A 24,803-nucleotide genomic window follows, 5' to 3' on the forward strand; every position below is an offset into this window, starting at 1 on the left:
CGTCCGACCCTCAGGCGGCGCCCGCGTCCCGGAGCAGGCCGATGCCTGCCTGGTCGGTGGCGTCCGAGTCGCCGCCCAGCCGGTGGACGACCACCCAGCGGCCGTCCGCGCGGGCGGCGGCGAACACCGACGCGTGGCGGGTCGCGCCGTTGTGCCAGTGGACCGGCCCCGCCGTCTGCCACGAGGGCGCGGGATCGCCCAGCCGGCGCTCGATCACCAGCCGGACGAGCAGGTCGGCGACCGCGCGCGGCGTCGCCCACAGCCCGCCCGCCGGAAGGATCGCCCCGTCCATGGTCCACGGCCGCCGGCCCCTGCCGAACAGCCCCGGGGCGAGCAGCCGCCGGTCCCGGTCGGGCCGTGCGCTCACCTCGTGGACGTCCAGCGGGCGCAGCACGTACTCGGCGAGCAGTTCCTCGTACGACGCGCCGGCCGCCCCGGACAGCGCGGCGCCCAGGACGGCGTACCCCAGGTTCGAGTACTCCTCCTGCCGGCCCGGCGGGCGGACGGCCACCGAGTCCAGACGGCCCAGCAGCCGGTGCAGGGCGTCGGCGTCGAACGCGGCGTACGGATCACGGCGGCGGGCCGCTCCGGGCGGCAGGCGCGGCAGTCCGGACGTGTGCGCGGCCAGGTGCCGCAGGGTGATACCGGTGCCGGGTACGGCGGGGAGCCAGCGCTCGACGGGGTCGTCGGCGTCGAGCAGGCCCGCGGCGGCCATGCGCATGAGCGCCGTACCGGTGAGCACCTTGGTGAAGGAGCCGATCTCCACGAACCGGTCCACGGCGTGGCCGTCGGTGACGCGTGCGGCAGAGGCGTCGGTGAGGACGCAGGTGGGAATGCGAGGCATGCGGTGCCCTTCCCGTGTCGGACATCAGGTATACAAGGAGACAGAGGGCAAGCAGCCCTTGGGGGTTGAGACCGCGGGGAGGGGGAGACGGGTGATCCGGCGTCTCGTACGGTCGCGTGCGCTCGCCCCGCTGCTGCTCCTGCTCCTGCCGGTCCTGCTGCTCGACGCCGGCAACCTCTCCGCGACCGTCGCGCTCGCCGCGACCACGGCGGCCGGGGCCGCCTTCGCCGCCTGCGTGCTGATCGCCGCCCGCACCGCGCCCGCCGTACCGCCCACCCGGGTGCGCACGGCGATCCGCGACCGGGCCCGGCGTACGGCCTTCCTGCCGCAGCGCGATCCCGACGCACCCGGCCGGCGACGGCCCAGGGCGCCCGGGCAGGGCCTTCCGGCGACCGCCGCGTAGGGCACCTGCACTCCCGTAGGTGACCCCGCGCGGGTCGTCATGCCGTTTTCCGCGTCATTCCGGCACGACGAGACCCCCGGAGGGCTCACCCATGTCCGTCTCCCCTGTCTTCTCCGTTGTCGCCCAGCTGGTCGAGCGCCTCGCCGGCCTGCTCCAGCCGCTCTTCCACGCCTCCGCGGCCGCCGCGGCGATCGTCCTGTTCACCGCACTCGTACGGCTCCTCGTCCACCCGCTGTCCCGGGCCGCCGCCCGCGGGCAGCGGGCCCGCGCCGAACTCCAGCCGCGCATCGCCGAGCTGCGCCGGAAGTACGCCGAGGATCCGCGGCGGCTGCAGCAGGCGGTGCTCGAACTGCACGCCGAGGAACGCGTCTCGCCGCTGTCCGGCTGCCTGCCCGGCCTGCTCCAGATGCCCGCCTTCTTCCTGCTCTACCACCTCTTCTCCAGCACCACGATCGGCGGCGCGGGCAACGGCCTGCTCGCCCACCGGCTGTTCGCGGCGCCGCTGGGCGGGCGCTGGGCCGACGCGCTCGCCGACGGCGGGGTGTTCGGCCCGGCCGGGCTGGTCTACCTCGGACTGTTCGCCGTCGTCGCCGTCGTCGCCGCCTTCAACTACCGCCGCGCCCAGCGCATGACGGCGGAGAACCCGGTCGCGGCGGTCGGCGGGGGCGGCGAGCGGGTGCCCGGACTCGGCGCGGTCACCAGGGCGATGCCGTTCCTGTCCTTCTTCACGCTCGTCACCGTGGCGGTCGTCCCGCTGGCCGCCGCGCTCTACGTCGTCACCAGCACGGCGTGGAGCGCGGTCGAGCGGGCCGTGCTGTACCGGTAGAGGACAGGGCCACGGTCCAGTACGTGAACAGGGTCTTGCCCGGTGGACCGGGGCATTGGAGGATCGACCAGTCCTCCGATGGCTGCACCCATCGGTCCGGGCGTCCGCGATCGAGGGAGATGGTGCTCATGAAGCTGCTGCGAGTCGGTACGGCCGGGGCCGAGCGGCCCGCGCTGCTCGACGCCGGGGGGACCCTGAGGGACCTGTCGGGCCTCGTGGACGACATCGACGGCGCACTCCTCGCCGACGACGCCGCGCTCGGCCGGGTACGGGCGGCGGCCGAGTCCGGCGAGCTGCCCGCGCTGGACGCGACCGGACTGCGGATCGGGCCACCGCTGGCCCGCATCGGGAAGATCGTGTGCATCGGGCTCAACTACCACGACCACGCCCGCGAGACGGGCGCCGAACCGCCCGCCGAGCCGGTCGTCTTCTTCAAGGCGCCGGACACCGTCGTCGGCCCCAACGACACGGTGCTCGTCCCGCGGGGGTCGGCCAAGACCGACTGGGAAGTCGAACTGGCGGTCGTCATCGGGCGCACGGCCCGCTACCTCGGCTCCGCCGAGGAAGGCCTCGCCCATGTCGCCGGGTACGCGGTGGCGCACGACGTGTCCGAGCGGGAGTTCCAGATCGAGCGCGGCGGCACCTGGGACAAGGGCAAGAACTGCGAGACCTTCAACCCGCTGGGCCCGTGGCTGGTGACGGCGGACGAGGTGCCCGATCCGCAGAGTCTTTCGCTGAAGCTGTGGGTCAACGGCGAACTCAAGCAGGACGGCACGACCGCCGAGCAGATCTTCCCGGTCGGCGAAGTCGTCCGCTACGTCAGCCGGTTCATGACCCTCTACCCCGGCGACGTCATCAACACGGGGACGCCGGCGGGAGTGGCGATGGGCCGCCCCGAGCCGAAGCCGTACCTGCGGGCCGGTGACGTGGTGGAGCTGGAGATCAGTGGACTCGGCCGGCAGCGGCAGGAGTTGAAGGACGCGTAGGCGCTCCGCCGGGGAGCGCCGGGCAACTGCGGGTTCGTCGCCGGGTGCGGGTGGTTGGTGGCTGGTCGCTCCCGCTCAGCCCAGCAGAGAAGCCAGCCTGCGCCACTCCTCCCTCGGGAGGGTGTCCCTGTCACCGCCCGTGACGACCTGGAGGGCCACGTGGTCCGCGCCCGCCTCGTGGAAGGTGTGGATGCGGTCACGGATCCTGCTCTCGTCGCCCCAGGCGAAGACCGCGTCGACGAGGCGGTCGCTGCCGCCGTCCGTCAGGTCGTCCCCGGTGAAGCCGAGGCGCAGGAAGTTGTTGGTGTAGTTCGGCAGGGCGAGGTACATCGCCAGGGTCTCGCGGGCGAGGGAGCGGGCGCGGGACGGGTCGGTCTCCAGGACCACCTTCAGCTCGGGGGCGAGGAGCGGGCCCGGGCCGAGGATCTCGCGGGCCTGGGCGGTGTGCTCCGCGGTGACCAGGTACGGCACCGCGCCCGCCGCCCTGTCCCGGGAGAGTTCGAGGGTCTTGGGGCCGAGGGCGGCCAGGACGCGGCGGTCCGCGGGGACGCCGGCCGTGTCGAGGGCGTCGAGGTAGGCGACCAGGGCCGAGTACGGCCGGCGGTACTGGTCGGCGAGCTTGGCGTGGCTCACGCCGAGGCCGAGCAGGAAGCGGCCGGGGTGGGCCGCGTCCGCCTCGGCGAAGGACGCGGCGCTGGTCTCGGCGTCGTAGTCCCAGATGCTCTGGATGCTGGTGCCGACGGTGAGGGTGCGGGTCGCCTCGAGGAGCGGTACGGCGTGCCGGGCGGCGCTGCTGCCGCCCAGCCAGCCGGCTCCGTAGCCGAGCTGCTCCAACTCGGCCGCCGCTTCCGCCAGTTCGCCGCGCCGCGCGGGATCCTCGGCGCGCAGGCCGATGCTCCAGATGCCGTACCGGCCGATCCTGTCCTTCAAGGTGCTCGGGGTGCTCATGGGGCCGTCCCTCCGGGTGGGGCCGTGATCCTCGACGTCTGCAGCCATTCCCAACCGGAGGGATCCCTCACGTAATCCCGGTGGGTGTCACACCTTCAGGAACTGTTCCAGCGCCTCCACGACGAACCGGTGGTCCTGGAGCTGGGGCAGGCCCGAGACCGTGACGGCGCCGATGACGCCCACGTTCTCCACGGTGATGGGGAACGAGCCGCCGTGCGCCGCGTAGGCGTCCGGGTCGAGGCGGGAGGAGTCCTCGAACGTCGTGCCCTTGGCGCGGAAGCGGGCGCCGACCAGGTAGGACGAGGCGCCGTAGCGCTCGACGACCCGGCGCTTGCGGGCGATCCAGGCGTCGTTGTCGGGGGTGGAGCCCGGCAGGGCCGCGTGGAAGAGCTGCTGGCCCGCCCGGTGGATGTCGATGGCCACCGGGGCCTGGCGCTCCCGGGCCAGCTCGACCAGGAGCGAGCCGAGGGCCCAGGCGTCGTCGTGGGTGAACTGCCGGAACACCAGCCGGCGTTCCTGCGCCTCCAGTTCCTCGACGGAGGGCGTGAGTTCGGGGGTGGTGCGGGGCGTGAGCTGCGGGTGGTGCTGCTGGTGGGGCATCAGAGGGTCACCGTCACCTTCTCGCGGGCCGACGTGCGGGCCGCTTCCAGTACGTCGAGGGCGGCGGCCGCCTCCAGGGCGGTCACCGGGTTGGGGCCGGCGCCGGTCAGGGCGCGGGCGACGGCCGCGTAGTAGGCGGGGTAGTCGCCGGGGACGGTCGGTACGGCCGTGCCGCCGCCGGTCAGCGGCGACTCCCCGGCGCCGATGCGGCCGTACAGGGACTCCGGCTCGGCGCCCCACTGCGGGCCGGGGCGCAGGCCCTCGCGCAGCGCCGCCTCCTGCGGGTCGAGGCCGTACTTGACATAGCCCGCGCGGGAGCCGAGGACCCGGAAGCGCGGGCCGAGCTGGGCGGTCGTCGCGGAGACGTAGAGGTGGGAGCGGACGCCGCCGGCGTGGGTGAGCGCGATGAAGGTGTCGTCGTCGGTCTCGGCGCCGGGGCGGCGGACGTCCGTCTCGGCGTACACCTCGGTGACCGGGCCGAAGAGGACCAGCGCCTGGTCGACGACATGGCTGCCGAGGTCGTAGAGCAGACCTCCGATCTCTGCCGGGTCGCCGGACTCGCGCCAGCCGCCCTTGAGCTGGGGGCGCCAGCGCTCGAAGCGGGACTCGAAGCGCCATACGTCTCCCAGGTCGCCCTGGGAGATCAGCTTGCGCAGGGTCAGGAAGTCGTTGTCCCAGCGGCGGTTCTGGAAGACGGACAGGAGAAGGCCGCGTTCCTCGGCGAGGGCCGCGAGGTCGCGGGCCTCGGCCGCCGTGCCCGCGAGCGGCTTGTCGACGACGACCGGCAGGCCGGTCTTGAGGGCGGTGGCGGCGAGCGGGACGTGCGTCTTGTTCGGGGAGGCGATGACGACCAGGTCCAGCTCGTCCGCGCGGTCGAACAGCTCCTCGGCGGTGGCGGCGAGCCGCACGTCCGGGAACTCGGCGCGTGCCTGTTGCTGCCGCTCCGGGCTGGAGGTGACCACCGTGTCCAGGGCGAGGCCCTCGGTGGCGGCGATCAGCGGGGCGTGGAAGACGGAGCCGGCGAGGCCGTAGCCGATCAGGCCGACGCGGAGAGGGGTGGCAGTCGTGCGTCCTGTCATGCCGTCCACTTTCGCAACGCTGTTGCCAAAGTGCAAGTGGTGGAGAGAATGGGTGGCGTGAACAGGGCGAGTACGGGGTCGAGCGCGGCGGCGATGGGGCCTGGTGGGGCCGCGGGGCGTACGGGGGCGAATCTCGGGGCGGTGCGCAGTCACAACGCCGCGCTGGTGCTGGCGTTGTTGCGGGACGCCGGGGCGGAGGGGATCAGCCGGCTGGAACTGGCCGAGCGCACCGGGCTGACCCCGCAGGCCGTCAGCAAGATCACCGCGCGGCTGCGGGAGGAGGGGCTCGCGGCGGAGGCCGGGCGACGGGCGTCGACCGGGGGCAAGCCGCGGACCGTGCTGCGGCTGGTGCCGGAGGCCGGGCACGCGGTGGGGGTGCATCTGGACCGCGACGAGCTGAGGGTGGTGCTGGTCGATCTCGACGGGGCCGTGGTGGGCGAGCGGCGGGCCGGGCTGGGGCTCGGAGCCGGGGTGGACGCCGTACCCGCGGTGGTCGTCGACGCGGTGGAGACGGTGGCGCGGGAGAGCCTGGGCCGCGGCGGCGCGGGGCTTTCCGGCGCCGGGACGCTGCTCGGGGTGGGGGTGGCGGTGCCGGGGCCGCTCGATCATGCGCGCGGGGTGCTGCACCGGGTGACCGGGTTTCCCGAGTGGGACGGGTTTCCGCTGCGGGACGCGCTCGCCGAGCGGCTGGGGGTGCCGGTCGTGGTCGACAAGGACACCAACGCCGCGGCGCTCGGGCTGTCGGTCGGCGGTGAGGGAGGCGCCGGCGGGTCCTTCGCGTACCTGCACCTCGGTACGGGGCTCGGCGCGGGCCTGGTGATCGGCGGGCGGGTGCACCGCGGGGCGCGGACGGGGGCGGGGGAGTTCGGGCACCAGGTGATCCAGCTCGGCGGGCCGGTGTGCGAGTGCGGGGACCGGGGGTGCGTGGAGGCGCTGTGCCTGGACGCCGTACGGCGCGGGGAGACGGCGGAGGCGGCGCGGGTGCTCGGAGTGGGGGCGGCGAACCTGGTCGGGCTGCTGGACATCGACGCGGTGCTGCTGGGCGGGCGGACCGTCGCCGGGGCGCCGGAGGTGTTCGTGCGGGGGGTCGGGGAGGTCCTCGACGCCCGGGCCCGGCGCGAGGGGGCGACGGGCGGGGCGGTGCCGGTGCGGCGCGCTCCGCGGGGCGAGCGGGTGGTCGCGGAGGGCGCGGCGCAGCTGTTGCTGGCGCCGGTGTTCGGGAGGGGGGAGGCGTGACGGGGCCGGTGTTCTCCGGGTGCCCTGTGCTGTCGTCGGCTGCCCGCAGCCCCGTTCACGCCCTTGGCAGGTTCAGCTGCCAGGACACCCCGAAGCGGTCGTTGACCCAGCTGAACTTCCGGCTGAAGCCGTAGTCGCCCAAGGGCATGAGTTCCGTGCCCTGGTCGGAGAGGGCGGTGTGGAGGCGGTCGATCTCGGCCTCGTTCTCGCACTGGACGAAGAGCGAGATCGCCGGCGTGAAGGTGAACTCGTGCTGCGCGGGGCTGTCGACGCACATGAACTGCTGCCCGGCGAGCGAGAACGTCGCGTGCTGCACACTGCCCTCCTTGCCGGGCCCGCCGGCGCCGTACCGGGTGACGTGGACGATCTCCGCGTCGTCGAAGAGCGAGGTGTAGAAGGTCATCGCGGCCTCGGCGTTGCCCTCGAACATCAGAAACGTGGTGATCTTCTGCGACGACTCGATCCTCATCCCACCGCTCCTTCGACACGGACCCGTACCTGTGCCCACAATGGAACCAAGAGCATCGCCTGAATCAAGCGCATCCATCGCATCAAGCGCCTCGCGGCGCGGTGAGGAGTGAGTATGCGCTGCTCCCGCATCACCACCGCCACCCTGGCCGGCGTCAGCGTCGTCGCCCTCGCCGGGACCGCCGCCGCCTCCCCGGCCGGCACCGTCAGTCCCGCGAAGGTGAAGCCCGGCCAGACCGTCTCCCTCACGCTCCGGGGATGCAGTGACCCCGCCAAGGGCGGCCGCGCCGAGGGCGAGCAGGTCGGCGCGCACACCTCGGAACGCACCCCCATCCGCACCACCGAGCTGAGGCCGACGGAGAAGGGCGTGCTCGTCGGGGTCGCCGGGATCGAGCGGAACACGCGTCCGGGCGTCCAGCACATCTACATGGCCTGCGCCTCCGACCCGGGCACCGTGGTCACGGTGGACGTCACCGTCACGAGCTGATGCCTCCGCGGCATGAGCCGACCGCTCCGGGGCACGCGCTGACCGCTCCACCGTCACGCGCTGACCGCTCCACCGGCACCAGCCGCTCGCTCCGACCCCGCTGATCGAGCGGACTTCGCGCCCCCTGCCGGAGTGGCGGGCCCGGACGCGCCGGCCGACCGGCATGGTCATGTGTTCATGAGACTGCCCCCGCCCCTGCCCCCGTCGCTCCGGCTCGCGGCGGCCGCCGCGTCCGCCTCCGTCGTCGTGGTCGTCACCACCGCGCCGGCCGCCGCGGCCGCCGCCCCGCCGCCCGCGTGCGCGGGCGCGGACGCGCGGGCCTTCCCGCTGGCCGCCCGGATCCGGGGCGGCCCGCCCTCCTACGAGGCGGGCGGCGGATACGGCACCTGGTACCTCGACCTCACCAACACCGCCGACGAGACCTGCACCGGCATCCACCCGGTGGTCGTCCTCGTCGACGACAAGCACCAACTGCGCCCCGACCAGCCCCGACTGGAGTTCTACGACGGCTCGCGGCCCCTGCCGGTGACGTTCGAGAGCACCGACGAGCAGGAGCTGGTCGGCGTCCTGGACGGCGCCGGGTTCGAGGGGTTCGCCGTACCCCCCGGGAAGACGGTCAGCGTCAAGCTCAGGCTCGCGCTTCCCTCCGACACCCCCTCCGACCAGGTCACCGTCAACGCCGCGGTCGTCCAGCGCCGGGGCGACGACGGCGACTGGGTCGGCGAGTCCAACGCCTACCGGTTCGCGATCGGCCCGTACGGCGACGAGCCGCCGCAGCAGCCGGACGCGACCGGGGAGAGCGCAGGGCCGAGCCCTTCCGGCAGCCCGCGGGCCACGCCCGGCACGGGTACCGGCACCTCCAGCTCCGGGCCCTCCCTTCCGTTCGCCGAGGCCGCCGAGCGGGCCCGCGAGCTGGCGGACACCGGACCGGGCCTCGCCCACGGGCTGCTCGCGGCCGGCGCGGCGCTCCTCGCCGTGGTCTGCGGGGCGCTGGTGCTGGCCCGCAGGCGCCGCTGAGCCGGGCGGCGTACGACGCCGCCCGTGCCGTCTGCGACGATCCCTGCGTGGACTACCCGAACGACCAGGCCCCCGGCGCCCCCGTCCGCTCCGGCATCCCCGAGCACGGGCGCATCCCCAAGTACTACGCGGTGAAGGCGCGGATCGCCGCCCTGCTGGAGGAGCTGGGCGAGGACAGCGTCATCCCCACCGAGCGGGATCTCGCCGAGCGGTACGACGTCGCCCGGGAGACGGTGCGGCAGGCCGTGCGGGAGCTGGTCCTGGAGGGGCGGCTGCGGCGCAAGGGGCGGGGGACCGTGGTCGCCGGGCCCAAGCTCGCCCAGCCGCTGTCCCTCGCCAGCTACACCGAGGGCGTGCGGCGGCAGGGCCGCACTCCCGGTCGTACGCTCGTCACCCTGGACCGCTTCCCCTGCCCGGACGCCCTCGCCGCCGAGACGGGTCTCACCCGGGGCGAGCCCGTCTGGCACCTGGAGCGCGTGCTGCTCGCCGACGAGGAGCGGGTGGGCCTGGAGAGCACGTACGTGGCCGTGGCGCGGGTGCCCCGGCTGGACTCCGACTTCGACCCCGACTCCTCCTTCTACGGCTATCTCGCCGCCCAGGGCATCGCCTTCGGCGACGCCGACGAACGGATCGAGACCGTGCTGGCCACGCCTCGCGAGGCCCTGCTCATCGGCACCCCGCCCGCTCTGCCGATGCTGCTGATCCACCGGGTGTCCCGGGACGCGGAGGGGCGGCCCCTGGAGCGCGTGCGCTCGCTGTACCGGGGCGACCGGTTCTCCTTCACCACGCATCTCAAAGGCTGACGAAATACCGCGTATCGACCATCTGACGTGTCACGGAAAGATAACGGGTCTAGCCCAAACCCTGATGGGTCGTTCACGCTCTCGTCGACAGCCGGATGTCTCCGGTTGCCCGGTCACGAGGAGCGTGGGCGCCGTGAAAGTGACAGTCGTCGGAGCAGGCGTGGTGGGCACCCTGCACGCCTGGCAGGCAGTGCGCCGCGGCCACCAGGTCGTCCAGATCGAGCGCGAGGCCGAGGCGCGCGGCGCCTCGCTGCGCAACTTCGGGCAGATCTGGGTCAGCGGCCGCGCGGGCGGAGAAGAGCTTCGGACCGCGCTGCGGGCGCGGGAGCTGTGGGAGGAGACCGGCGCGCGGGTACCGGCGCTGGGCTTCCGGGCGAACGGCTCCCTGACCCCCGTACGGGGCCCCCTGGAGCTCGCCGTCGCCGAGGCCGCCGTGGCCCGCGCGGACGCCGCCGACCGTGGCTACAAGCTGATCGGCCCCGGCGAGGCCCGCGCCCTCAACCCCGCCCTGCGGGGCGACTTCACGGCCGCCCTGTACTGCGAGCGGGACGCGGCCGTCGAGCCCCGCACCGCCCAACTCGCCCTGCGCGCCGAGCTGTCGAGGTCCCCCGGCTACACCTTCCTGCCCGGCCGCGAGGTCCGCGAGGTCACCGGCCCCGGAACCGTCCGGGACGACCACGGCGACGTGCACCGGGCCGACGCGGTGGTGCTGTGCACCGGCGCCTGGCTCGGCGGACTGGTCCGCGAACTCGCCGGACCGGACCTGCCCGTGCGCCGGGTGCGGCTGCAGATGATGCAGACCGCCCCGCTGGGCGAGCCGCTGCCGACGTCCGTCGCCGACGCCGACAGTTTCCGCTACTACCCGGCCTACGCCTCCCCGGCGCTGGACGAGCTCAACGCCCGGCAGCCGCAGCCGGAGACCGCCGCCGCGCACCGGATGCAGCTGCTCATGGTGCAGCGCGCCGACGGCGGACTGACCATCGGCGACACCCATGAATACGCGCACCCCTTCGCCTTCGACACCGTCGAAGAGCCCTACGAGCACCTCACCGGAGTCGTCGAGTCCCTGCTCGGCAGGCCGCTGCCGCGCATCCGGCGCCGCTGGGCCGGCGTGTACGCCCAGTGCACCGAGCCCGGCCGGGTGGTGCACCGCCAACAGGTGAGCGAGGGAGTGTGGCTGGTCACCGGGCCCGGCGGGCGCGGCATGACCTGCGCCCCCGCCATAGCCGAGACCACCGCGAACGAACTGGGCTGGTGAGCGACCCCATGACACCCGACACCCCCGGCATCCGGCTCGTCGTCCTGGACATGGCCGGCACGACCGTCGCCGACGGCGGCCTGGTCGAGCGCGCCTTCGAGGCGGCGGCCCGCGAACTGGGCGTCGAGCCCGGCTCGGCGCGGCACGCCGAGCACCTCGCCCATGTCCGCGCCACCATGGGCGAGTCCAAGATCTCCGTCTTCCGGCACCTGTTCGGCGACGAGGAACGCGCCCGGCGCGCCAACACCGCCTTCGAGAAGGCGTACGGCGAACTGGTCGACGCCGGTCTGACCGCACCCGTGCCCGGCGCCCGCGAGGCCGTCGAGGAGCTGGCCGGCAGCGGCCGTACCGTCGTGCTGACCACCGGCTTCGCCAGGGTCACCCAGGACGCGATCCTGGACGCCCTCGGCTGGCGGGACCTCGTCCCGCTCACCCTGTGCCCCGCCGACGCCGGCGGGCGCGGGCGGCCGTACCCGGACATGGTCCTTCAGGCGTTCCTGCGCACCCGGGCCGCCGACGACGTCCGGCAGGTCGCCGTCGTCGGCGACACCTCCTACGACGTGCTCAGCGGAGTGCGCGCCGGGGCCGGGCTGGTCGCCGGGGTGCGCACCGGCGCCCACGGCGACGAGCAGTTCCGCGCCGCCGGCGCCACGCACGTCCTCGACTCCGTCGCCGGCCTGCCCGCGCTGCTCGGAGACCGGTGAGACGGGCAGTCGCCTTCGGGCTCAGGGCCCGCAAGGCGGGCAGGGCGGAGACACGAGAGCGGGTCGCCGAGGCGCTGGAGCCGACCGGCATGGCCGGCTACGCCCGCCGGTACCCGCGCGAGCTGTCCGGCGGGCAGCAGCAGAGGACCGCCCTCGCCCGCGCGCTCGCCATCCGGCCGGACGTGCTCCTGCTGGACGGGCCCCTGTCCGCGCTGGACGCCCGGCTGCGCTCCGGCATGCTGGCCGAACCGGCCCGGCTGCACCGGGGGTTGCCCCGCCCACGCCGTCGCCCTCGCGAAACTCATGGGCGGCGTCGGGGTCTTCCAGCCCGACTGGAACGACATCGAGAAGAACCTCACGGGGTACGTCGAGGACGGGAAGTCGGCCACCGGAAGCTGAGCCGGCCGCCGGCGAGAGGCCGGGGTCAGGATCAGGCCGTGCTGATTAGGCTGGGGGCGTCGGTACGCCGTGGTTCCGGCGCCCCCGCCCTTCTTGACCGTACGCACGCCAGGAGACGCACACATGGCAGACCGCAAGCCGATCGAGTCGTGGCTCACCGACATGGACGGCGTCCTGATCCACGAGGGCGTCCCGATCCCCGGGGCCGACGCCTTCCTGAAGAAGCTGCGGGAGTCCGGGCGGCCCTTCCTCGTGCTGACCAACAACTCCATCTACACCGCCCGCGACCTGCACGCCCGGCTGAACCGGATGGGCCTGGAGGTGCCGGTGGAGAACATCTGGACCTCGGCGCTGGCCACCGCCCAGTTCCTGGACGACCAGCGGCCCGGCGGCACCGCCTACGTCATCGGCGAGGCCGGCCTGACCACGGCACTGCACGACATCGGCTACATCCTCACCGACCACGACCCCGACTTCGTGATCCTCGGCGAGACCCGCACCTACTCCTTCGAGGCCCTGACCAAGGCGGTGCGGCTGATCAACGCCGGCGCCCGGTTCATCGCCACCAACCCGGACAACGTCGGCCCCTCCACCGAGGGCGACCTGCCCGCCACCGGCTCGGTCGCCGCCCTGATCACCGCCGCGACCGGCAAGAAGCCGTACTTCGTCGGCAAGCCCAACCCGCTGATGATGCGCGCCGGGCTCAACGCCATCGGCGCCCACTCCGAGACCTCCGCGATGATCGGCGACCGCATGGACACCGACGTCCTCGCGGGCCTGGAGGCCGGGATGCGCACCTTCCTCGTGCTGTCCGGCGTCACCCGGCCCGACCAGGTCGACCGCTATCCCTTCCGGCCCTCCCAGGTCGTCGACTCCATCGCGGACCTGGTCGACCTGGTCCTCTGACCTGCGGTGATGAACTCCTGACCCACCCGTTCGGAGTAATCTGGCGCCCCCCGAGGATGCGGGGGCGCCCGGGGCGGGGGAACCTCCTGGTAACTGGAGGTTCACGATGGGCTCACTACGCCTCACTGTCTGTACAGGAATCCTGGCCGCCACCGCGTTCGCCCCGGCGGCCCAGGCCGCCGACGCCGGCTCGGTCTCCGTGACCCCCGCCTCCCCGGCGCCCGGCACCGACGTCTCGGTGCGTGTCCACGGCTGCCCAGGCTCCCAGGGCACCGCCGTCTCGGACGCCTTCGTCTCCGACGCCCGGCTGACCGGCGGCCAGGACACCCTGTCCGGCGAGACCCGCGTCCGCACCACCCTGACGCCGGGCGCCTACGCCGTCAGGGTGACCTGCGCCGACTACGTGATCACCGGACGCCTCACGGTCACCGGCCGGGCCACGGGCCCGGGCACCGGGCCGGCCGTGCTGCCGGGACGTGAGCCCACCGACGCCCCCTGGCCCGTCGCCCCCGTCCCCGCGGGCGGCGGCGGCACCGCGCACTTCGCGACCGTGGCCACCACCGAGTCCGGCCCCGACACCGTCCAGACGGTGACCGGGCTGGTCCTCGCCGCCCTCGCGGCCCTCGCCGTCGCGCTGCGCGCCCGCGTCGGCCGCGGCCCGCGCTGACCGCCGCCCCATGACCGACGACCGCGGGCACACCACCGGCGCCGGGCGGTTCACCACCGGCCTGACCTGGGCCGTGCTGCTGTTCGGGCTCTGGCTGTGGGGACGCGGGGTGACCGGCGTACCGCACGGCCCGGCCACCGGCGGCCTGTTCGCCGTCGCACCCCGGCTGCCCAGCCCGGCCCAGCCGCTCGGCGACGCCCTGCCCCAGCGCCTCGACATCCCCCAACTGCGTGTGCAGGCCCCCGTGGTGAGCCGCGGCCTGGACGCCCAGGGCGCCATCGACCCGCCCCCCTACGACCAGCCGGGCGTGGTCGGCTGGTACGGCGCCGGCACCAAGCCCGGCGCCCGCGGCGCGGCGCTCCTGGTCGGGCACGTCGACACCGAGACCCGGCCCGCGGTCTTCTACAAGCTCAGCACCCTCAAGCCCGGCGAGACCGTCCGCGTGGTGCGCTCGGACGGCAAGGTCGCCCGGTTCACCATCGACGACGTCCGCGTCCTGCCCCGCGCCGGCTTCGACGCCCGGCAGGCCTACGCCCCCCACCACCCCGGCCGCGCCGAACTCCGCCTCATCACCTGCGGCGGCCCCTTCGACCGCGCCGCCCACCGCTACACGGCCAACGTCGTGGTCTCCGCCTACCTCACCGGAAGCACGGGCTGACGGCCGTGCCCGTCGCCTCGCGCGCCCGACCGCGCCTTCGCGTGACCGCATGAGCAACCGACGGATGTGCCGCGATCGGGCACCTGGGCCGGTGCGTCCAGGGGGCAAAGACGCGCGTCTCCGCCTGCCTCACCGGAAGCACCGGCTGACCGCCGTACCCCCCGCCCCGCGCGCCCCGCCGCGCCCCCGCGCGACCTCGTGACGGGCCGCCGGATATGCCACGATTGGACACCTGGACCGGTGCGCCCAGGGGGGAATCGCATGGAGGACAGCAGGGGGGCCCGTGCGTCCGCGCGGGCGTCGGCGGCGCTGGTGCTGGGGGCGGCACTGCTGCTCGCCGGATGCTCATCCGGAGGCGGGGGCGGGCACGACACCCCGGACCCGGGAGGTCCGGTCACCCAGCAGCCCAAGGCCGTCGACCCGTTCTGGGTCAACCCGGACGGCACCGCGGCCCGCCGGCTCGCCGCCTACGAGAAAGCCGGCAAGAAGACCGAGGCCGCGCAGATCCGGAAGATCGCCGAGCAGCCGGTGGGGGAGTGGATCGGCCCGGAGAACCCGGAGCAGGAGGCCCGCGGCTTCACCGAGGCCGCCGAGAAGTCCGACCGCACGGCCCTGCTCGTCCTCTACGACATCCCGCACCGCGACTGCGGCCAGTACTCCCAGGGCGGAGCGGCCGACGGCAACGCCTACCGCGCCTGGATCGACGCCGTGGCCCGCGGCATCGAGGACCGCTCCGCCATCGTGATCCTGGAGCCGGACGCCGTCCTGCACCTCGTGGACGGCTGCACCTCCGACCGGTTCCACGAGGAGCGCTACGACCTGCTCAGGGGCGCGGTCAGCCGGCTGAAGTCCCTGAGGAACACCAAGGTCTACCTGGACGCGGGCAACGCCGGCTGGGGCCACCCCGACCAGATCTTCCAGCCCCTGAAGCAGGCCGGCATCGACCAGGCCGACGGCTTCTCCGTCAACGTCTCCAACTTCTACTCCACCCGGGACTCCCTCGCCTACGGCAAGCAGCTCTCGGCGAAGGTGGGCGGCAAGCACTTCGTCATCGACACCAGCCGCAACGGCAACGGCCCCTACACCCAGGGCGACCCGGCCCAGCGCTGGTGCAACCCGCCGGGCCGGGCCCTGGGCGAAACCCCCACCACCAGGACGGCCGACCCCCTGGTGGACGCCTACCTGTGGATCAAACGCCCGGGGGAGTCGGACGGCACCTGCAAGGGAGGGCCCAAGGCAGGGGAGTGGTGGGCGAGTTACGCACTCGCCCTGGCCGAGAACAGCAAGTGAGCCTTACGGCACCCGAACCCACTGCGCCGTGCTCGGCGTCCCCTGGTCGTCGTCCACGAACAGCATGTACCAGCCGGAGGTGACCAGGTTCCGGTTCTTCGGGACCGTCACCGTGATCCGGTTCCCGGACGTCGTGAAGTCCAGTGCGATCGACCGCTGGTCCACATCCGTGACATGCGTCGACGCGCTGGGCCGGATCAGCCGCGCCTTCTTGATGCTCGCCGCGTGATCCGAGGTGAACGTCCCCGAAGCGCCGCGGGCGATCGTCCGCGGGCCACCGCCGAGCGACGGCCGGGATCCCCGGTAGAGATACGGCGGGGTGTAGATCTCGATCCGCTGCTCGAACTTCCCCGGCCTGGTGTTCGCCTTGTCGCCGTACAGCGAGTCGGACCCGAAGAACATCACCCGCCCGTCCGGCAGCAGGATCGACCCGGAGTGGTAGTTGCGGCCCACCAGCGGATCGGCGACCCGGGTGAAGCTGTTGCTGTCCGGGTGGTAGATCCGCGCCTGCAGGATGTCGGAGTCACCGCGCCCCCGGTAGTCCTCCGAGCCGCCGGAGACCAGCACGGTGTCGTCGGGCAGGATCGAGGACTGCGGGTACCGGGTGCCCTTCTCCAGCTCGGGCCCGTCCACGAAGTGCGGGTGCTTCGCCTTCAGGTCGATCAGCCGGGTCTTCCTGCTGGACAGCTCCGACTCGCCGACACCGCCGCCGCCGATCACCATGAACCGCTCGTCCTGCGCCGGAGGCAGCAGCACGGTCCCGGAGGTCTCCATCCTGTCCGGGTCGCTCAGCCCGGGCAGCCTGGTGAACGTGTTGGTGCCGACGTCCCAGACGCCGGGGTCACGGCCGACGTTGTCGGGGCCGTACCCCGCGTTCGAACCCGAGTAGAAGATCTTGCCGTTCTGCATCAGGAACAGCGCCGGATACGTCGGGAACTGCCGGACCGTCTTCGTGTACGTCCACTTCCTGGTCTTGGGGTCGAAGACCTCGTTCTTGCCCGGCACCAGCTGGCCGATGTCGTCCAGGCCGGAGACGCTGAGGATCCTCCCGTCGGACAGCGTGGTGAGCGTCGGGTACCAGCGGGCCTCGTTCATCGGGTCCACCTTGATGTACCGCTCGGCGACCGGATCGAACTCGTAGGCGTCCCTGATCCCCTCGAAATCCTTCTTGTCGAGGGCGAGTTTCTGCGCGATCCCGTACGTGTTGCGCGCGTCGGCGCCGGTGAGGCCCTGGATGCGGTAGTTGTCCTGGGTGCCGGTCTCGTACGCGGCGCCCTCCTTCTGCGCCTCGACGTAGACCCGGCCGTAACCGGGGTTGTTCCGCAGCCACTTGCCGGTCTTGTCGAAGACCTTCGTGGCGCGCGGGACCAGCACCGGGTCCTGGGAGAGGAACGTCCTGCCGTTCTTCTTCCCGGTGAACCTGGTGCCCGCGGGCAGGGTGATCGGCTTGTCCGGGTTCTCGTTGTAGAGGATCATGACGCCGCCGGCCTTCTTGACGTCGCCCTTGAGCTTCTCGTAGCGCTTGGTGCCGCCCGCGATGAGCAGCTTGCCGTCGGCGAGCTGGGTGTGGCCGGTGCAGAACAGGTCGTTGGGCGTGGGGATCTTCTTGATCGTGCCCTTGACCGGGTCCCAGATCCGCGTGTCGAACTTCTTCCTGTCGAAGTTGTCCTGGTTGTTGCCCGAGCCGGCGACGAGCAGCACCTTGCCGGTGTGCAGCAGCGCCGCGTGGATGGTGTCCTGGCGGTACTGCGGCGGGAACTCGATGATGTCCCAGTGGCCGTTCTGGGCCTTGTACTCGGGTCTGTTGATCTTGTATTCGTGGTACTGCGCGGTGCCGAAGCGATAGACCCACGGCCCGTTCATCCCGGCCAGCGCGAGCACCACCGCCGTACCGATCGCGAGCCTGCGGACGCGACGGCGGCCGGCCTGGTCCCTCATTCCTTACGTCCCCCCGGTCCGCCCAGCGCGATCTGCATGGTCTGCCCGTCCTCCCCGGCCCGCTCCCCGTCCGTGCCGGCCGCCCAGGCGGGCCGCTGCAGCGGCAGATGGGCCGCGTACGCCGCGGGCACCGCGTCCTGCGGTCCGGCCGCCGCCTGCGCGGGCCGTCTGCGTTCCCGCCGCAGCGTGTACCGCCAGGCGAGGATCGGGGAGGCGGTGATCAGCAGGGCCAGCGAAGCCCAGGTGATCATCGCGGGGTGGGAGTGCCCGAGCGCGCATCCGGCGGCGAGCGAGCCGCCGAAGACCAGGATGAAGAACCAGTGCACCCGGAACGTCCCGAACAGCGTGTCGGGGCTCGCCGACTCGCCCTTGGGCGTCACCACGAACGTGCTCCTGCGGCGCAGTACGGCGTCCATCAGGGAGCGTGCGTAGATCGGCGCGGACAGCGCCGACATCACCATGCCCGCGACACCGCCGGACCCCTCCGGCTCGTGCGGGGAGACGTTGTGCCGCCGGTTCCAGACGTACAGGCCGATCTGGAGGGCGGAGGCGTTGCCGTACAGCATCAGCCACACGGTCGGGTCGATGTTCACGCCCGAGGCGCCCAGGCCCAGGAACAGGGCGCAGCTGAGGGCCGCGAGGATCCAGTTGAGGGCGGACATCGGGTAGAAGATGATCATCATCGTGTAGTTGAAGAGCTTGCCCGGCCCCAGGGTGAACAGGCCCTTCCAGTACTGCTTGAGGATCGTCTCGTAGGTGCCCCGGGACCAGCGCAGCTGCTGGGTGAAGAAGTCCGTCCAGGCGGCCGGGCCCTCGCCGACGGCGAGCACGTCCGGGGTGTAGACCGACTTCCACTTCCGTCCCGTCGCCGGGTTCTTGGCGCGGTGCATCTCGAAGCCCGTCGCCATGTCCTCGGTGATGGAGTCGTACAGGCCGCCGATCTGCTTGATGGCGCTGACGCGCACGGCGTTGGAGGTGCCGACGAACATGGGGGCGCCGTAGCGGTTGCCGGCGCGCTGGATCAGGGCGTGGAAGAGGAACTGCTGGGACTCGGCGGCCTTGGTGACGAACGTGTCGTAGTTGCCGTAGACCTGCGGGCCGATGACGAAGCCGACGTCCGGGTCGCGGAAGTAACCGAGCATCCGCTCCAGGTAGTTGGGCAGCGGCACGTGGTCGGTGTCGACGGAGGCGAAGAAGTCGTAGTCGTCGCCGTGCGCCTCCAGCCAGGCGTTGTAGTTGCCGTGCTTGGTCTTCGCGCGGTGCGGCCCCTTGGGCTGGTTCCACTTCTCCACTCCCTTGCGGGTGAAGTGGTGCACGCCGAGCCGGGCGCAGACCTCCTTGACGGCCGGGTCGTCGCCCTCGTCCAGCAGCCACACGTGCAGCAGGCCCCGGTGGCGCAGCCTCACCGCCGCCTGGAGGGTCTTCGTCACCATCTCCAGCGGCTCCTTGCCGGGCACGTAGGTGGTGAGGAAGGCGACCCTGGTGCCGGTCTCCGGAACCACCGGCACCGGGTCGCGGGCGACGAGCGTGGCGTGCGCGTTCGACAGCACGTTCATGCAGCGGAAGAACTCGATCAGACCGATCGAGACGAGCATGACGACGTCGAGGGCCGGCAGGAAGTCGTAGGCGGGATAGTCGCGTTCGGTCCAGTGCTCGGGCTGCAGCAGCCAGAACAGCAGGACCAGGGAGAGCACGGGGGCCGCGCCCAGCATGAGCGCGGCACGGACGCGGTGCGGCTCCTGCGAGAGCAGCGACCGGTACCGCACCCGGTACGGCGTGGCCGGGTCGGGCTGGGTGAGGGGGCCGGCGAGCCGGCTGTAGTGCTCGTAGTCGTATCTCGGCAGGGTCCTCCTGATCCGGCGTAACTGGCCCGTCCGGTGGTCGGTCATCCTCAGCTGCGTGGTCTGTGACGAGTCGTCGTGAACGTGGCTCTGTCCGGCGCCGGTCGGCGTCGACGTCATGAGTCATTCCCCCCACACGCGGGTCACCGCGTGTCGCGTCGGTTCCTTTCCGCCCGGCCGGCTTCCCCTCACGCCCGCGCGTGCGGAATCAGTGCTGGTCCGCGGTCCCTGCCGTCCCCACCTCGGAGACAGGCGACGGCGGCCTTCCGGTGGCGCGACGCCCCCCTCGGCGTCGATTCGGGAGCGGGGCCCCCTCCCCGCCGTCTCGCTACCGGTTCCCCCCAACTGCCGTCAAAGGGCGGCAGCTTGGACATCCAGGGTTCTACGGTGCTCTGCATGATCGCAAGACGCGAAACGCGGTGTTTACCGCTCAAACCTGTTCATTGTGGCGCGCATGGGGCTCGGGAGGCTGGGACGCGCCGGTGGTCCCGGACGCCCGGGGCGTGCCGGTGGTGGAGAGGCGGACACGGATGTTGCCGAAGTGGTCCCTTATGGCCTTCTCCGCCCGCAGCGAGTCGCCGGACCGGACCGCGTCCAGGATCTCCCGGTGCTGCCGGCAGGTGACCCTGGGGTCCTGCGGGACGTCCACCAGGTCCCGCTGCACCCGGTGGAAGGCGTCCCAGAACGCCTCCAGCACCTCGCTGAGCAGCGCGTTGTCCAGCCCCCGGTAGAGAGTGGCGTGGAAGGCCCGGTCGGTCTCGGCGAGGCCCGCCCCTTCGGCGGCCTCCCGTTCCATCCGGTCCACGAGGGCGTCCAGTTCGACGAGGTCCGCCGCGGGCAGCCGCCCGGCCAGCCGCGAGACCAGCCCGGTCTCCACGGCCTCGCGCAGCTCCAGCAGCTGCAGCAGCGAGTCCTCGCCCCGGTAGTGCCCCGCGACCGTGCGGAAGGCCAGGCCTTCGATCATCGGTGCGAACGACATGGATCCCACGTACGTACCGAATCCGTGCCGGATCTCCACGATCCCCATCGCCTGGAGCGCCTTCAGGGCCTCCCGCACGGAGTTCCGGCTCGCGCCGAGGTACTCCATCAGCTCGGGCTCGGTCGGCAGCGGGGCGCCCGAGGGCAGCCGCCGGTCGACGATCAGCTTCTTGATCCGTTCCTGCAGGTCCCGGGCTGCCATGGCGAGAGCGTATCCGGCCCGGTTCGGCTTCTCGATATCCGTTCACCGCGGCTCGGGGGCGCGGGTGGCGAAGCCCCCACAGCGCGCGGCGAAGCCGCGCAAAACCAGAGATGGCGAGCCAGCTCCGCGCTGTGTGCGGACATGGCTCGCCATCGTCATCGTGCGCCGCCAGGGACTCGAACCCCGGACCCGCTGATTAAGAGTCAGCTGCTCTAACCAACTGAGCTAGCGGCGCCTGCTGACGTGGAGAACTCTACCCGACCTCGGGGGGTGCCTTTGACCACCCCCGGGTGATCGCCCGGGGGCCGGGAGGGGCCGTGTACATCATTCGGACCGTCAAAGTGGCGGTCCGCTGGCCAGTTAGCAGACTGATCAACGTGCACACTCGCGGACAAACCACCACCGAATGTGAGGCGGATCGCATGACGGCTCCGGCGTTCGAGGAGTTCCACCCCGCCGCCGACTGTGACTGCCCCGGCTGCGCCGAGGGCCGGCGGACACGTCCCCGCCCGTCGGCGGGTCGCCTCGGCGGTCCCGCCGCGGCCTGCGGAATCGTCGCGGTGGCCACCGCGTCCGCGGTCCTCGGCGCGGTCGCCCCGGCCGCCGCGGCACCCGTCGGCCACCTCGCCGGTCAGCGCGCGCACGCCCCCGGCGACGACCCCGCGACCCCCCAGGGCGCCAGGGGCCCGCTGCACGGCCCCAAGGGCACACCGGCGGGGCCCGGCACCGCCCCGATCCCGGCCACCACCCGGGCCGAGATCATCGAGCGGGCCAAGACCTGGGTGGCCGCAAAGGTGCCGTACAGCATGGACAAGTACTGGACCGACGGCTACCGGCAGGACTGCTCGGGCTATGTCTCCATGGCCTGGGGGCTGCCGGGCAACGAGTGGACGGGCAGCCTCGGCGGGTTCGGCGTGAAGATCACCAAGGCGGAGCTGGAGCCCGGCGACATCCTGCTTTACCACAACCGGGACAACCCCGAGAAAGGCTCCCACGTGGTGATCTTCGGCGGCTGGACGGACGACGACCACACCACCTACACCGTCTACGAGCAGACACCCCCGCACGCCCGCAGTCAGCCCACCCCCTATCCCTACTGGAGCAACGCCGACAAGTACGTCCCCTACCGCTACAAGGGCCTGACCACGGGCACCAGCAAGGACTCGCTGCCCGACACGGCGGTCCCCGGCGCGGCGGACATCGAGCGGCTCGCCGGGTACGCCGCGCAGGGGGCGCCCGCCTCGCACGGCGTGCCCGGATACCCCGGCCGGCACCACTTCCGTCCGGGCGCGGAGAACGCCTTCATCGAGCAGCTGGGCCGGCGCCTGGTGGAGAAGGGGTTCGGCGGGTTCTACCCCACCGGTCCCGGGCCGCGCTGGGGCGACGCGGACCGGCGCGCGGTGGAGGCCTTCCAGCGCACCCAGGGCTGGCGGGGCGGCGCCGCGGACGGCCACCCGGGTCCGGAGACCTGGCGCCGGCTCTTCCTGGAGGCGTCCCCGGACCGGGCGGCCGGCCGCTGACCGCCCCGCCCGTCACGGCACCCCACTGCCACGTCCCACCCCTGTTCCCCACGACCGTTCACGGCTACATCCCATTCCCATTTCACGGCGCATCTGGCGCGGAGGCTGGAGGCACTCATGACGACGACCACGTCACACACACCGCCCGAATCCGAGGGGCACCCGGAGGGCGCCGTGGACGAGGGCGGGCGCAACGCCCGGCTGATCCACCACGACACCACCGACATCCCGGCCCATCTGCTCTACCGTGACGGCCCCGACCCGGTGAACCCCGCGGCGCCGCTGCCGCCCGCCGTGGTGCCCGCCCGGCAGGGCACCGGTGAGCAGCCGCGCGCGGAGGGCGCCGAGTCGGTGCGCCGCCGGCCGCTGCCGCAGCCCGACCCGAAGCTGGTGGAACGCCCGGCGCCGGTGCTGCCCGGGGCGTTCGGGATGCTGGCCGGGATGGCCGGGATCGCCGCCGGCCTGGCGACCTCGTGGTGGGCCGGGGTGCTGCCGCCGGGCGTCGTGCACGCGCTGCGGCTGCCCGTGTCCCCGCGGGCGGGGCTCGGCGCGGCGCAGTGGGCGGCGTACGCCGGGGCCTGGATCCTCGGGTTGATCGGCTTCGGCGGACTGGGCCGGGGGCGGGACGGGCGGGCCTGGGTGCTCGGCCTGTTCGGCGGCTACCGGGGGACGGTACGGCGCACCGGGCTGTTCTGGGTGAACCCGCTGCTGCAGCGGCGTCCGGCCGATGTGCGGCTGCGGCACTGGCGCAGCGAGGCGGTGCCGGCCGCGGATCCCGAGGGGCTGCCGCTGCGGGTGGTGGTGCTGGTGGTGTGGCGGGTGCGGGACACCGCGCGGGCCCTGCTCGGCGTCGGCGACCACGAGGCCTATCTGCGGGCGTGTGTGGAGGGGGCGCTGGCCCGGGTGCCGGTGGAGCCGGCGGCCGAGGGCGGGGTGTCGGCGGCGGGGGACGCGCTGACCCGGCTGGTGGCGGAGGACGCGGCGCCGGCCGGCCTGGAGGTGTTCTCGGTGCAGCCGGTGCGGGCGGAGTACGCCCCGGAGGTCGCGGCCGCGATGCGGCGGGGCCGGATCGCCCGGCTGGACGCCCGGCAGCGGGCCGGCATGCTCAGCGCGGTGGTGGACGCGGTGGAGGACACGGTGACCCGGCTGTCCGCGCGCGGCCTGGTCGAGCTCGACGACTACGAGCGCAAGGCGCTGGTGCGGGACCTGACGGTCGCGTTCTGCTCGGGGCGCGGTGAGCCGGCGTGAGCGGCGCGGCAGAGCCGTCGCGGGAAGGCCTGTGATTGGTATGGACATGTTCAACTAGCGGCAATAACCTGACACTTGGTCTAGACCTACGTACCTGCACAGCTCATCGAACTCCCCACGTTCTCAGGAGCGGCAGAATGCACACCAGGACCAAGCTGTCCGCGGTCGTGCTGGGCGTGGTGACCGCCGGAGCGTTCGCGCTCTCCACCGGCGGCGCCAGCGGGCACGGCTACACCGACCTCCCCATCAGCAGGCAGAAACTGTGCGCCAACGGCACGGTGACGGGCTGCGGCGACATCCAGTACGAGCCGCAGAGCGTCGAGGGCCCCAAGGGCTTCCCGGCCGCGGGGCCCGCCGACGGCCAGATCTGCAACGGCGGGCTGAGCCGGTTCGCCCAGCTCAGCTCGCCGACCACCCCCTCCGGCGGGGCGTGGCCCACCACCAGGGTGACGGGCGGCCGGACGTACACCTTCCGCTGGCAGTTCACCGCCATGCACGCCACGACCGACTTCAAGTACTACGTCACCAAGCAGGGCTGGAACCAGAACCACCCCCTGTCCCGCTCGGACCTCAACCTCACCCCGTTCCTGACGGTCCCGTACAACGGCCAGCGCCCGCCGGCCACCCTCAGCCACAGCGGCACCCTGCCGACCGGGCTGAGCGGGCACCACGTCATCCTCGCGGTGTGGACGATCGCCGACACGGGCAACGCGTTCTACGCCTGCTCGGACGTCACCTTCTGAGGGCCGTCGCGTCACAGCACGGAAACTGAGGTTCCCTTGAGGGCCGCCGCCCCCGCCGCCGGGTACGTTCCCCCCACGCCGGCCGAGCGGTACGGCGTACCGGACCTCGGGGGACCTCATGTTCGAGCTGTTCTTCTACGCCGTGCCCACCCTCATGATCGCGGGCTTCGCGGCGGCCCTGGCCGGGCTGCTGCGCCGCGCCTGGCGGATCAACCGGACCTGGTCCCGCGGGCTGACCGCCGAGGGCCGGTGCCTGAGGATGTTCACCACGACCAGCGGGGGCGGCGGGGACACCTCGGTGCACACGACCGTGCACCACGTCCACGAGTTCACCACCCACGACGGCCGCAGCATCCGGTTCGAGGAGAAGAACGGGCCCGCGACCGTCCTGGAGGGCGACTTCGTCACCGTGCGGTACCTGCCCGAGCGGCCGGAGCGGGCCACCGCGCTGCCGCCCGCCCGTGCCCGGCTCGCCGCCGGCACCGGCTTCGCGGTGGCCTTCCTCGGCGTGGCCATCGCCTTCTGCGTCGTCTTCCTGGTGACCGCCCACATGATGTTCACGGAAGGGTGAGAAAGCCGCGCAGAACCATCGAGGGCGGGGCATTCCGCAGAATGCCCCGCCCTCGTCAAAGTGCGCCGCCAGGGACTCGAACCCCGGACCCGCTGATTAAGAGTCAGCTGCTCTAACCAACTGAGCTAGCGGCGCATGACTCCCGCCCTCCGTGGATTTCTCGTTCCGCGGCTGGCGACGAAG

General features: G+C 72.9%; 25 protein-coding genes, 2 tRNA genes and 1 pseudogene. 18 read left to right on the plus strand and 10 right to left on the minus strand.

The features are described 5' to 3' along the window. Positions 1–10: 10 nt before the first annotated feature. On the minus strand, positions 11–844 hold the full coding sequence (locus OG956_RS22250) for a serine hydrolase domain-containing protein (RefSeq protein WP_330339743.1): 834 nt from the start codon (positions 842–844) through the stop codon (positions 11–13). A 91-nt stretch (positions 845–935) separates the two neighbouring features. Between OG956_RS22250 and OG956_RS22255 the strand changes: the two genes are divergently transcribed. The 3 genes from OG956_RS22255 to OG956_RS22265 all read left to right on the plus strand — a co-directional run bounded on the left by OG956_RS22255 (position 936) and on the right by OG956_RS22265 (position 3,059). Then, positions 936–1,247, plus strand: coding sequence for a DUF6412 domain-containing protein (locus tag OG956_RS22255; RefSeq protein WP_330339744.1), 312 nt, complete (start codon positions 936–938; stop codon positions 1,245–1,247). A gap of 91 nt (positions 1,248–1,338) precedes the next feature. Next, the gene (locus tag OG956_RS22260; RefSeq protein WP_330339745.1) at positions 1,339–2,073 is read left to right on the plus strand and encodes a YidC/Oxa1 family membrane protein insertase; all 735 of its coding nucleotides are present in this window, start codon (positions 1,339–1,341) and stop codon (positions 2,071–2,073) included. A gap of 128 nt (positions 2,074–2,201) precedes the next feature. After that, entirely contained in the window at positions 2,202–3,059 is an 858-nt protein-coding gene (locus tag OG956_RS22265; protein WP_330339746.1) for a fumarylacetoacetate hydrolase family protein, read from the plus strand. 75 nt (positions 3,060–3,134) lie between these two features. Here OG956_RS22265 and OG956_RS22270 read toward each other — a convergent pair whose 3' ends face one another. From OG956_RS22270 to OG956_RS22280, 3 genes are all read right to left on the minus strand, one after another. Then, the gene (locus tag OG956_RS22270) at positions 3,135–4,007 is read right to left on the minus strand and encodes an LLM class F420-dependent oxidoreductase (RefSeq protein WP_330339747.1); all 873 of its coding nucleotides are present in this window, start codon (positions 4,005–4,007) and stop codon (positions 3,135–3,137) included. A gap of 87 nt (positions 4,008–4,094) precedes the next feature. Beyond that, on the minus strand, positions 4,095–4,607 hold the full coding sequence (locus OG956_RS22275) for a heme-degrading domain-containing protein (RefSeq protein WP_330339748.1): 513 nt from the start codon (positions 4,605–4,607) through the stop codon (positions 4,095–4,097). Next, positions 4,607–5,686, minus strand: coding sequence for a Gfo/Idh/MocA family protein (locus tag OG956_RS22280; RefSeq protein ID WP_330339749.1), 1,080 nt, complete (start codon positions 5,684–5,686; stop codon positions 4,607–4,609). Before OG956_RS22280 ends, OG956_RS22275 begins: the two co-directional genes overlap by 1 nt. Positions 5,687–5,734: 48 nt before the next feature. Between OG956_RS22280 and OG956_RS22285 the strand changes: the two genes are divergently transcribed. Beyond that, a complete protein-coding gene (locus tag OG956_RS22285; protein ID WP_443065590.1) occupies positions 5,735–6,922 on the plus strand; it encodes an ROK family transcriptional regulator in 1,188 nt (395 codons plus the stop codon). A gap of 55 nt (positions 6,923–6,977) precedes the next feature. On the opposite strand, the gene OG956_RS22290 is transcribed toward OG956_RS22285, so the two are convergent. After that, complete coding sequence (locus tag OG956_RS22290) at positions 6,978–7,391, minus strand: VOC family protein (protein ID WP_330339750.1); 414 nt, start codon at positions 7,389–7,391, stop codon at positions 6,978–6,980. 114 nt (positions 7,392–7,505) lie between these two features. Between OG956_RS22290 and OG956_RS22295 the strand changes: the two genes are divergently transcribed. From OG956_RS22295 to OG956_RS22345, 10 genes and pseudogenes are all read left to right on the plus strand, one after another. Beyond that, the gene (locus tag OG956_RS22295; RefSeq protein ID WP_330339751.1) at positions 7,506–7,877 is read left to right on the plus strand and encodes a hypothetical protein; all 372 of its coding nucleotides are present in this window, start codon (positions 7,506–7,508) and stop codon (positions 7,875–7,877) included. A 177-nt stretch (positions 7,878–8,054) separates the two neighbouring features. After that, on the plus strand, positions 8,055–8,894 hold the full coding sequence (locus tag OG956_RS22300) for a hypothetical protein (RefSeq protein ID WP_330339752.1): 840 nt from the start codon (positions 8,055–8,057) through the stop codon (positions 8,892–8,894). 47 nt (positions 8,895–8,941) lie between these two features. Further along, positions 8,942–9,697 (plus strand): GntR family transcriptional regulator, encoded by a 756-nt coding sequence (locus tag OG956_RS22305; RefSeq protein WP_330339753.1) that lies wholly within the window; start codon positions 8,942–8,944, stop codon positions 9,695–9,697. A gap of 133 nt (positions 9,698–9,830) precedes the next feature. Further along, entirely contained in the window at positions 9,831–10,955 is a 1,125-nt protein-coding gene (locus OG956_RS22310; protein ID WP_330339754.1) for a TIGR03364 family FAD-dependent oxidoreductase, read from the plus strand. Positions 10,956–10,963: 8 nt separating this feature from the next. Further along, complete coding sequence (locus OG956_RS22315) at positions 10,964–11,659, plus strand: phosphonatase-like hydrolase (protein ID WP_330339755.1); 696 nt, start codon at positions 10,964–10,966, stop codon at positions 11,657–11,659. A gap of 8 nt (positions 11,660–11,667) precedes the next feature. After that, positions 11,668–11,934: pseudogene (locus OG956_RS22320) on the plus strand (ATP-binding cassette domain-containing protein); the annotation flags it as partial. A 247-nt stretch (positions 11,935–12,181) separates the two neighbouring features. Then, entirely contained in the window at positions 12,182–12,964 is a 783-nt protein-coding gene (locus OG956_RS22330; protein WP_330339756.1) for an HAD-IIA family hydrolase, read from the plus strand. Between the two features lie 106 nt (positions 12,965–13,070). After that, the gene (locus OG956_RS22335) at positions 13,071–13,631 is read left to right on the plus strand and encodes a hypothetical protein (RefSeq protein WP_330339757.1); all 561 of its coding nucleotides are present in this window, start codon (positions 13,071–13,073) and stop codon (positions 13,629–13,631) included. Positions 13,632–13,641: 10 nt separating this feature from the next. Beyond that, on the plus strand, positions 13,642–14,289 hold the full coding sequence (locus OG956_RS22340; RefSeq protein ID WP_330339758.1) for a class F sortase: 648 nt from the start codon (positions 13,642–13,644) through the stop codon (positions 14,287–14,289). A gap of 261 nt (positions 14,290–14,550) precedes the next feature. Then, positions 14,551–15,579 (plus strand): glycoside hydrolase family 6 protein, encoded by a 1,029-nt coding sequence (locus OG956_RS22345; RefSeq protein ID WP_330339759.1) that lies wholly within the window; start codon positions 14,551–14,553, stop codon positions 15,577–15,579. A gap of 3 nt (positions 15,580–15,582) precedes the next feature. On the opposite strand, the gene OG956_RS22350 is transcribed toward OG956_RS22345, so the two are convergent. From OG956_RS22350 to OG956_RS22365, 4 genes are all read right to left on the minus strand, one after another. Beyond that, positions 15,583–17,517 (minus strand): kelch motif-containing protein, encoded by a 1,935-nt coding sequence (locus tag OG956_RS22350; protein WP_330339760.1) that lies wholly within the window; start codon positions 17,515–17,517, stop codon positions 15,583–15,585. Further along, entirely contained in the window at positions 17,514–19,478 is a 1,965-nt protein-coding gene (locus tag OG956_RS22355; RefSeq protein ID WP_330339761.1) for a glycosyltransferase family 2 protein, read from the minus strand. The genes OG956_RS22350 and OG956_RS22355 overlap by 4 nt, the downstream gene beginning before the upstream one ends. Before the next feature lie 310 nt (positions 19,479–19,788). Further along, positions 19,789–20,538: a FadR/GntR family transcriptional regulator gene (locus tag OG956_RS22360; protein ID WP_330339762.1), complete on the minus strand. Its 750-nt coding sequence runs from the start codon at positions 20,536–20,538 to the stop codon at positions 19,789–19,791. A 161-nt stretch (positions 20,539–20,699) separates the two neighbouring features. Further along, a tRNA-Lys gene (locus OG956_RS22365) sits at positions 20,700–20,773 on the minus strand. A 187-nt stretch (positions 20,774–20,960) separates the two neighbouring features. Between OG956_RS22365 and OG956_RS22370 the strand changes: the two genes are divergently transcribed. From OG956_RS22370 to OG956_RS22385, 4 genes are all read left to right on the plus strand, one after another. Continuing rightward, the gene (locus OG956_RS22370; RefSeq protein WP_330339763.1) at positions 20,961–22,058 is read left to right on the plus strand and encodes a peptidoglycan-binding protein; all 1,098 of its coding nucleotides are present in this window, start codon (positions 20,961–20,963) and stop codon (positions 22,056–22,058) included. 117 nt (positions 22,059–22,175) lie between these two features. Beyond that, entirely contained in the window at positions 22,176–23,306 is a 1,131-nt protein-coding gene (locus OG956_RS22375) for an SPFH domain-containing protein (RefSeq protein WP_330339764.1), read from the plus strand. A gap of 137 nt (positions 23,307–23,443) precedes the next feature. Next, complete coding sequence (locus OG956_RS22380; protein WP_330339765.1) at positions 23,444–24,049, plus strand: lytic polysaccharide monooxygenase auxiliary activity family 9 protein; 606 nt, start codon at positions 23,444–23,446, stop codon at positions 24,047–24,049. A 118-nt stretch (positions 24,050–24,167) separates the two neighbouring features. After that, complete coding sequence (locus OG956_RS22385) at positions 24,168–24,620, plus strand: DUF3592 domain-containing protein (RefSeq protein ID WP_330339766.1); 453 nt, start codon at positions 24,168–24,170, stop codon at positions 24,618–24,620. Positions 24,621–24,681: 61 nt separating this feature from the next. Here OG956_RS22385 and OG956_RS22390 read toward each other — a convergent pair. Continuing rightward, positions 24,682–24,755: transfer RNA gene (locus tag OG956_RS22390), tRNA-Lys, on the minus strand. Positions 24,756–24,803 lie beyond the last annotated feature (48 nt).

Source organism: Streptomyces sp. NBC_00557 (genome assembly GCF_036345995.1).
Taxonomy (GTDB): Bacteria; Actinomycetota; Actinomycetes; order Streptomycetales; family Streptomycetaceae; genus Streptomyces.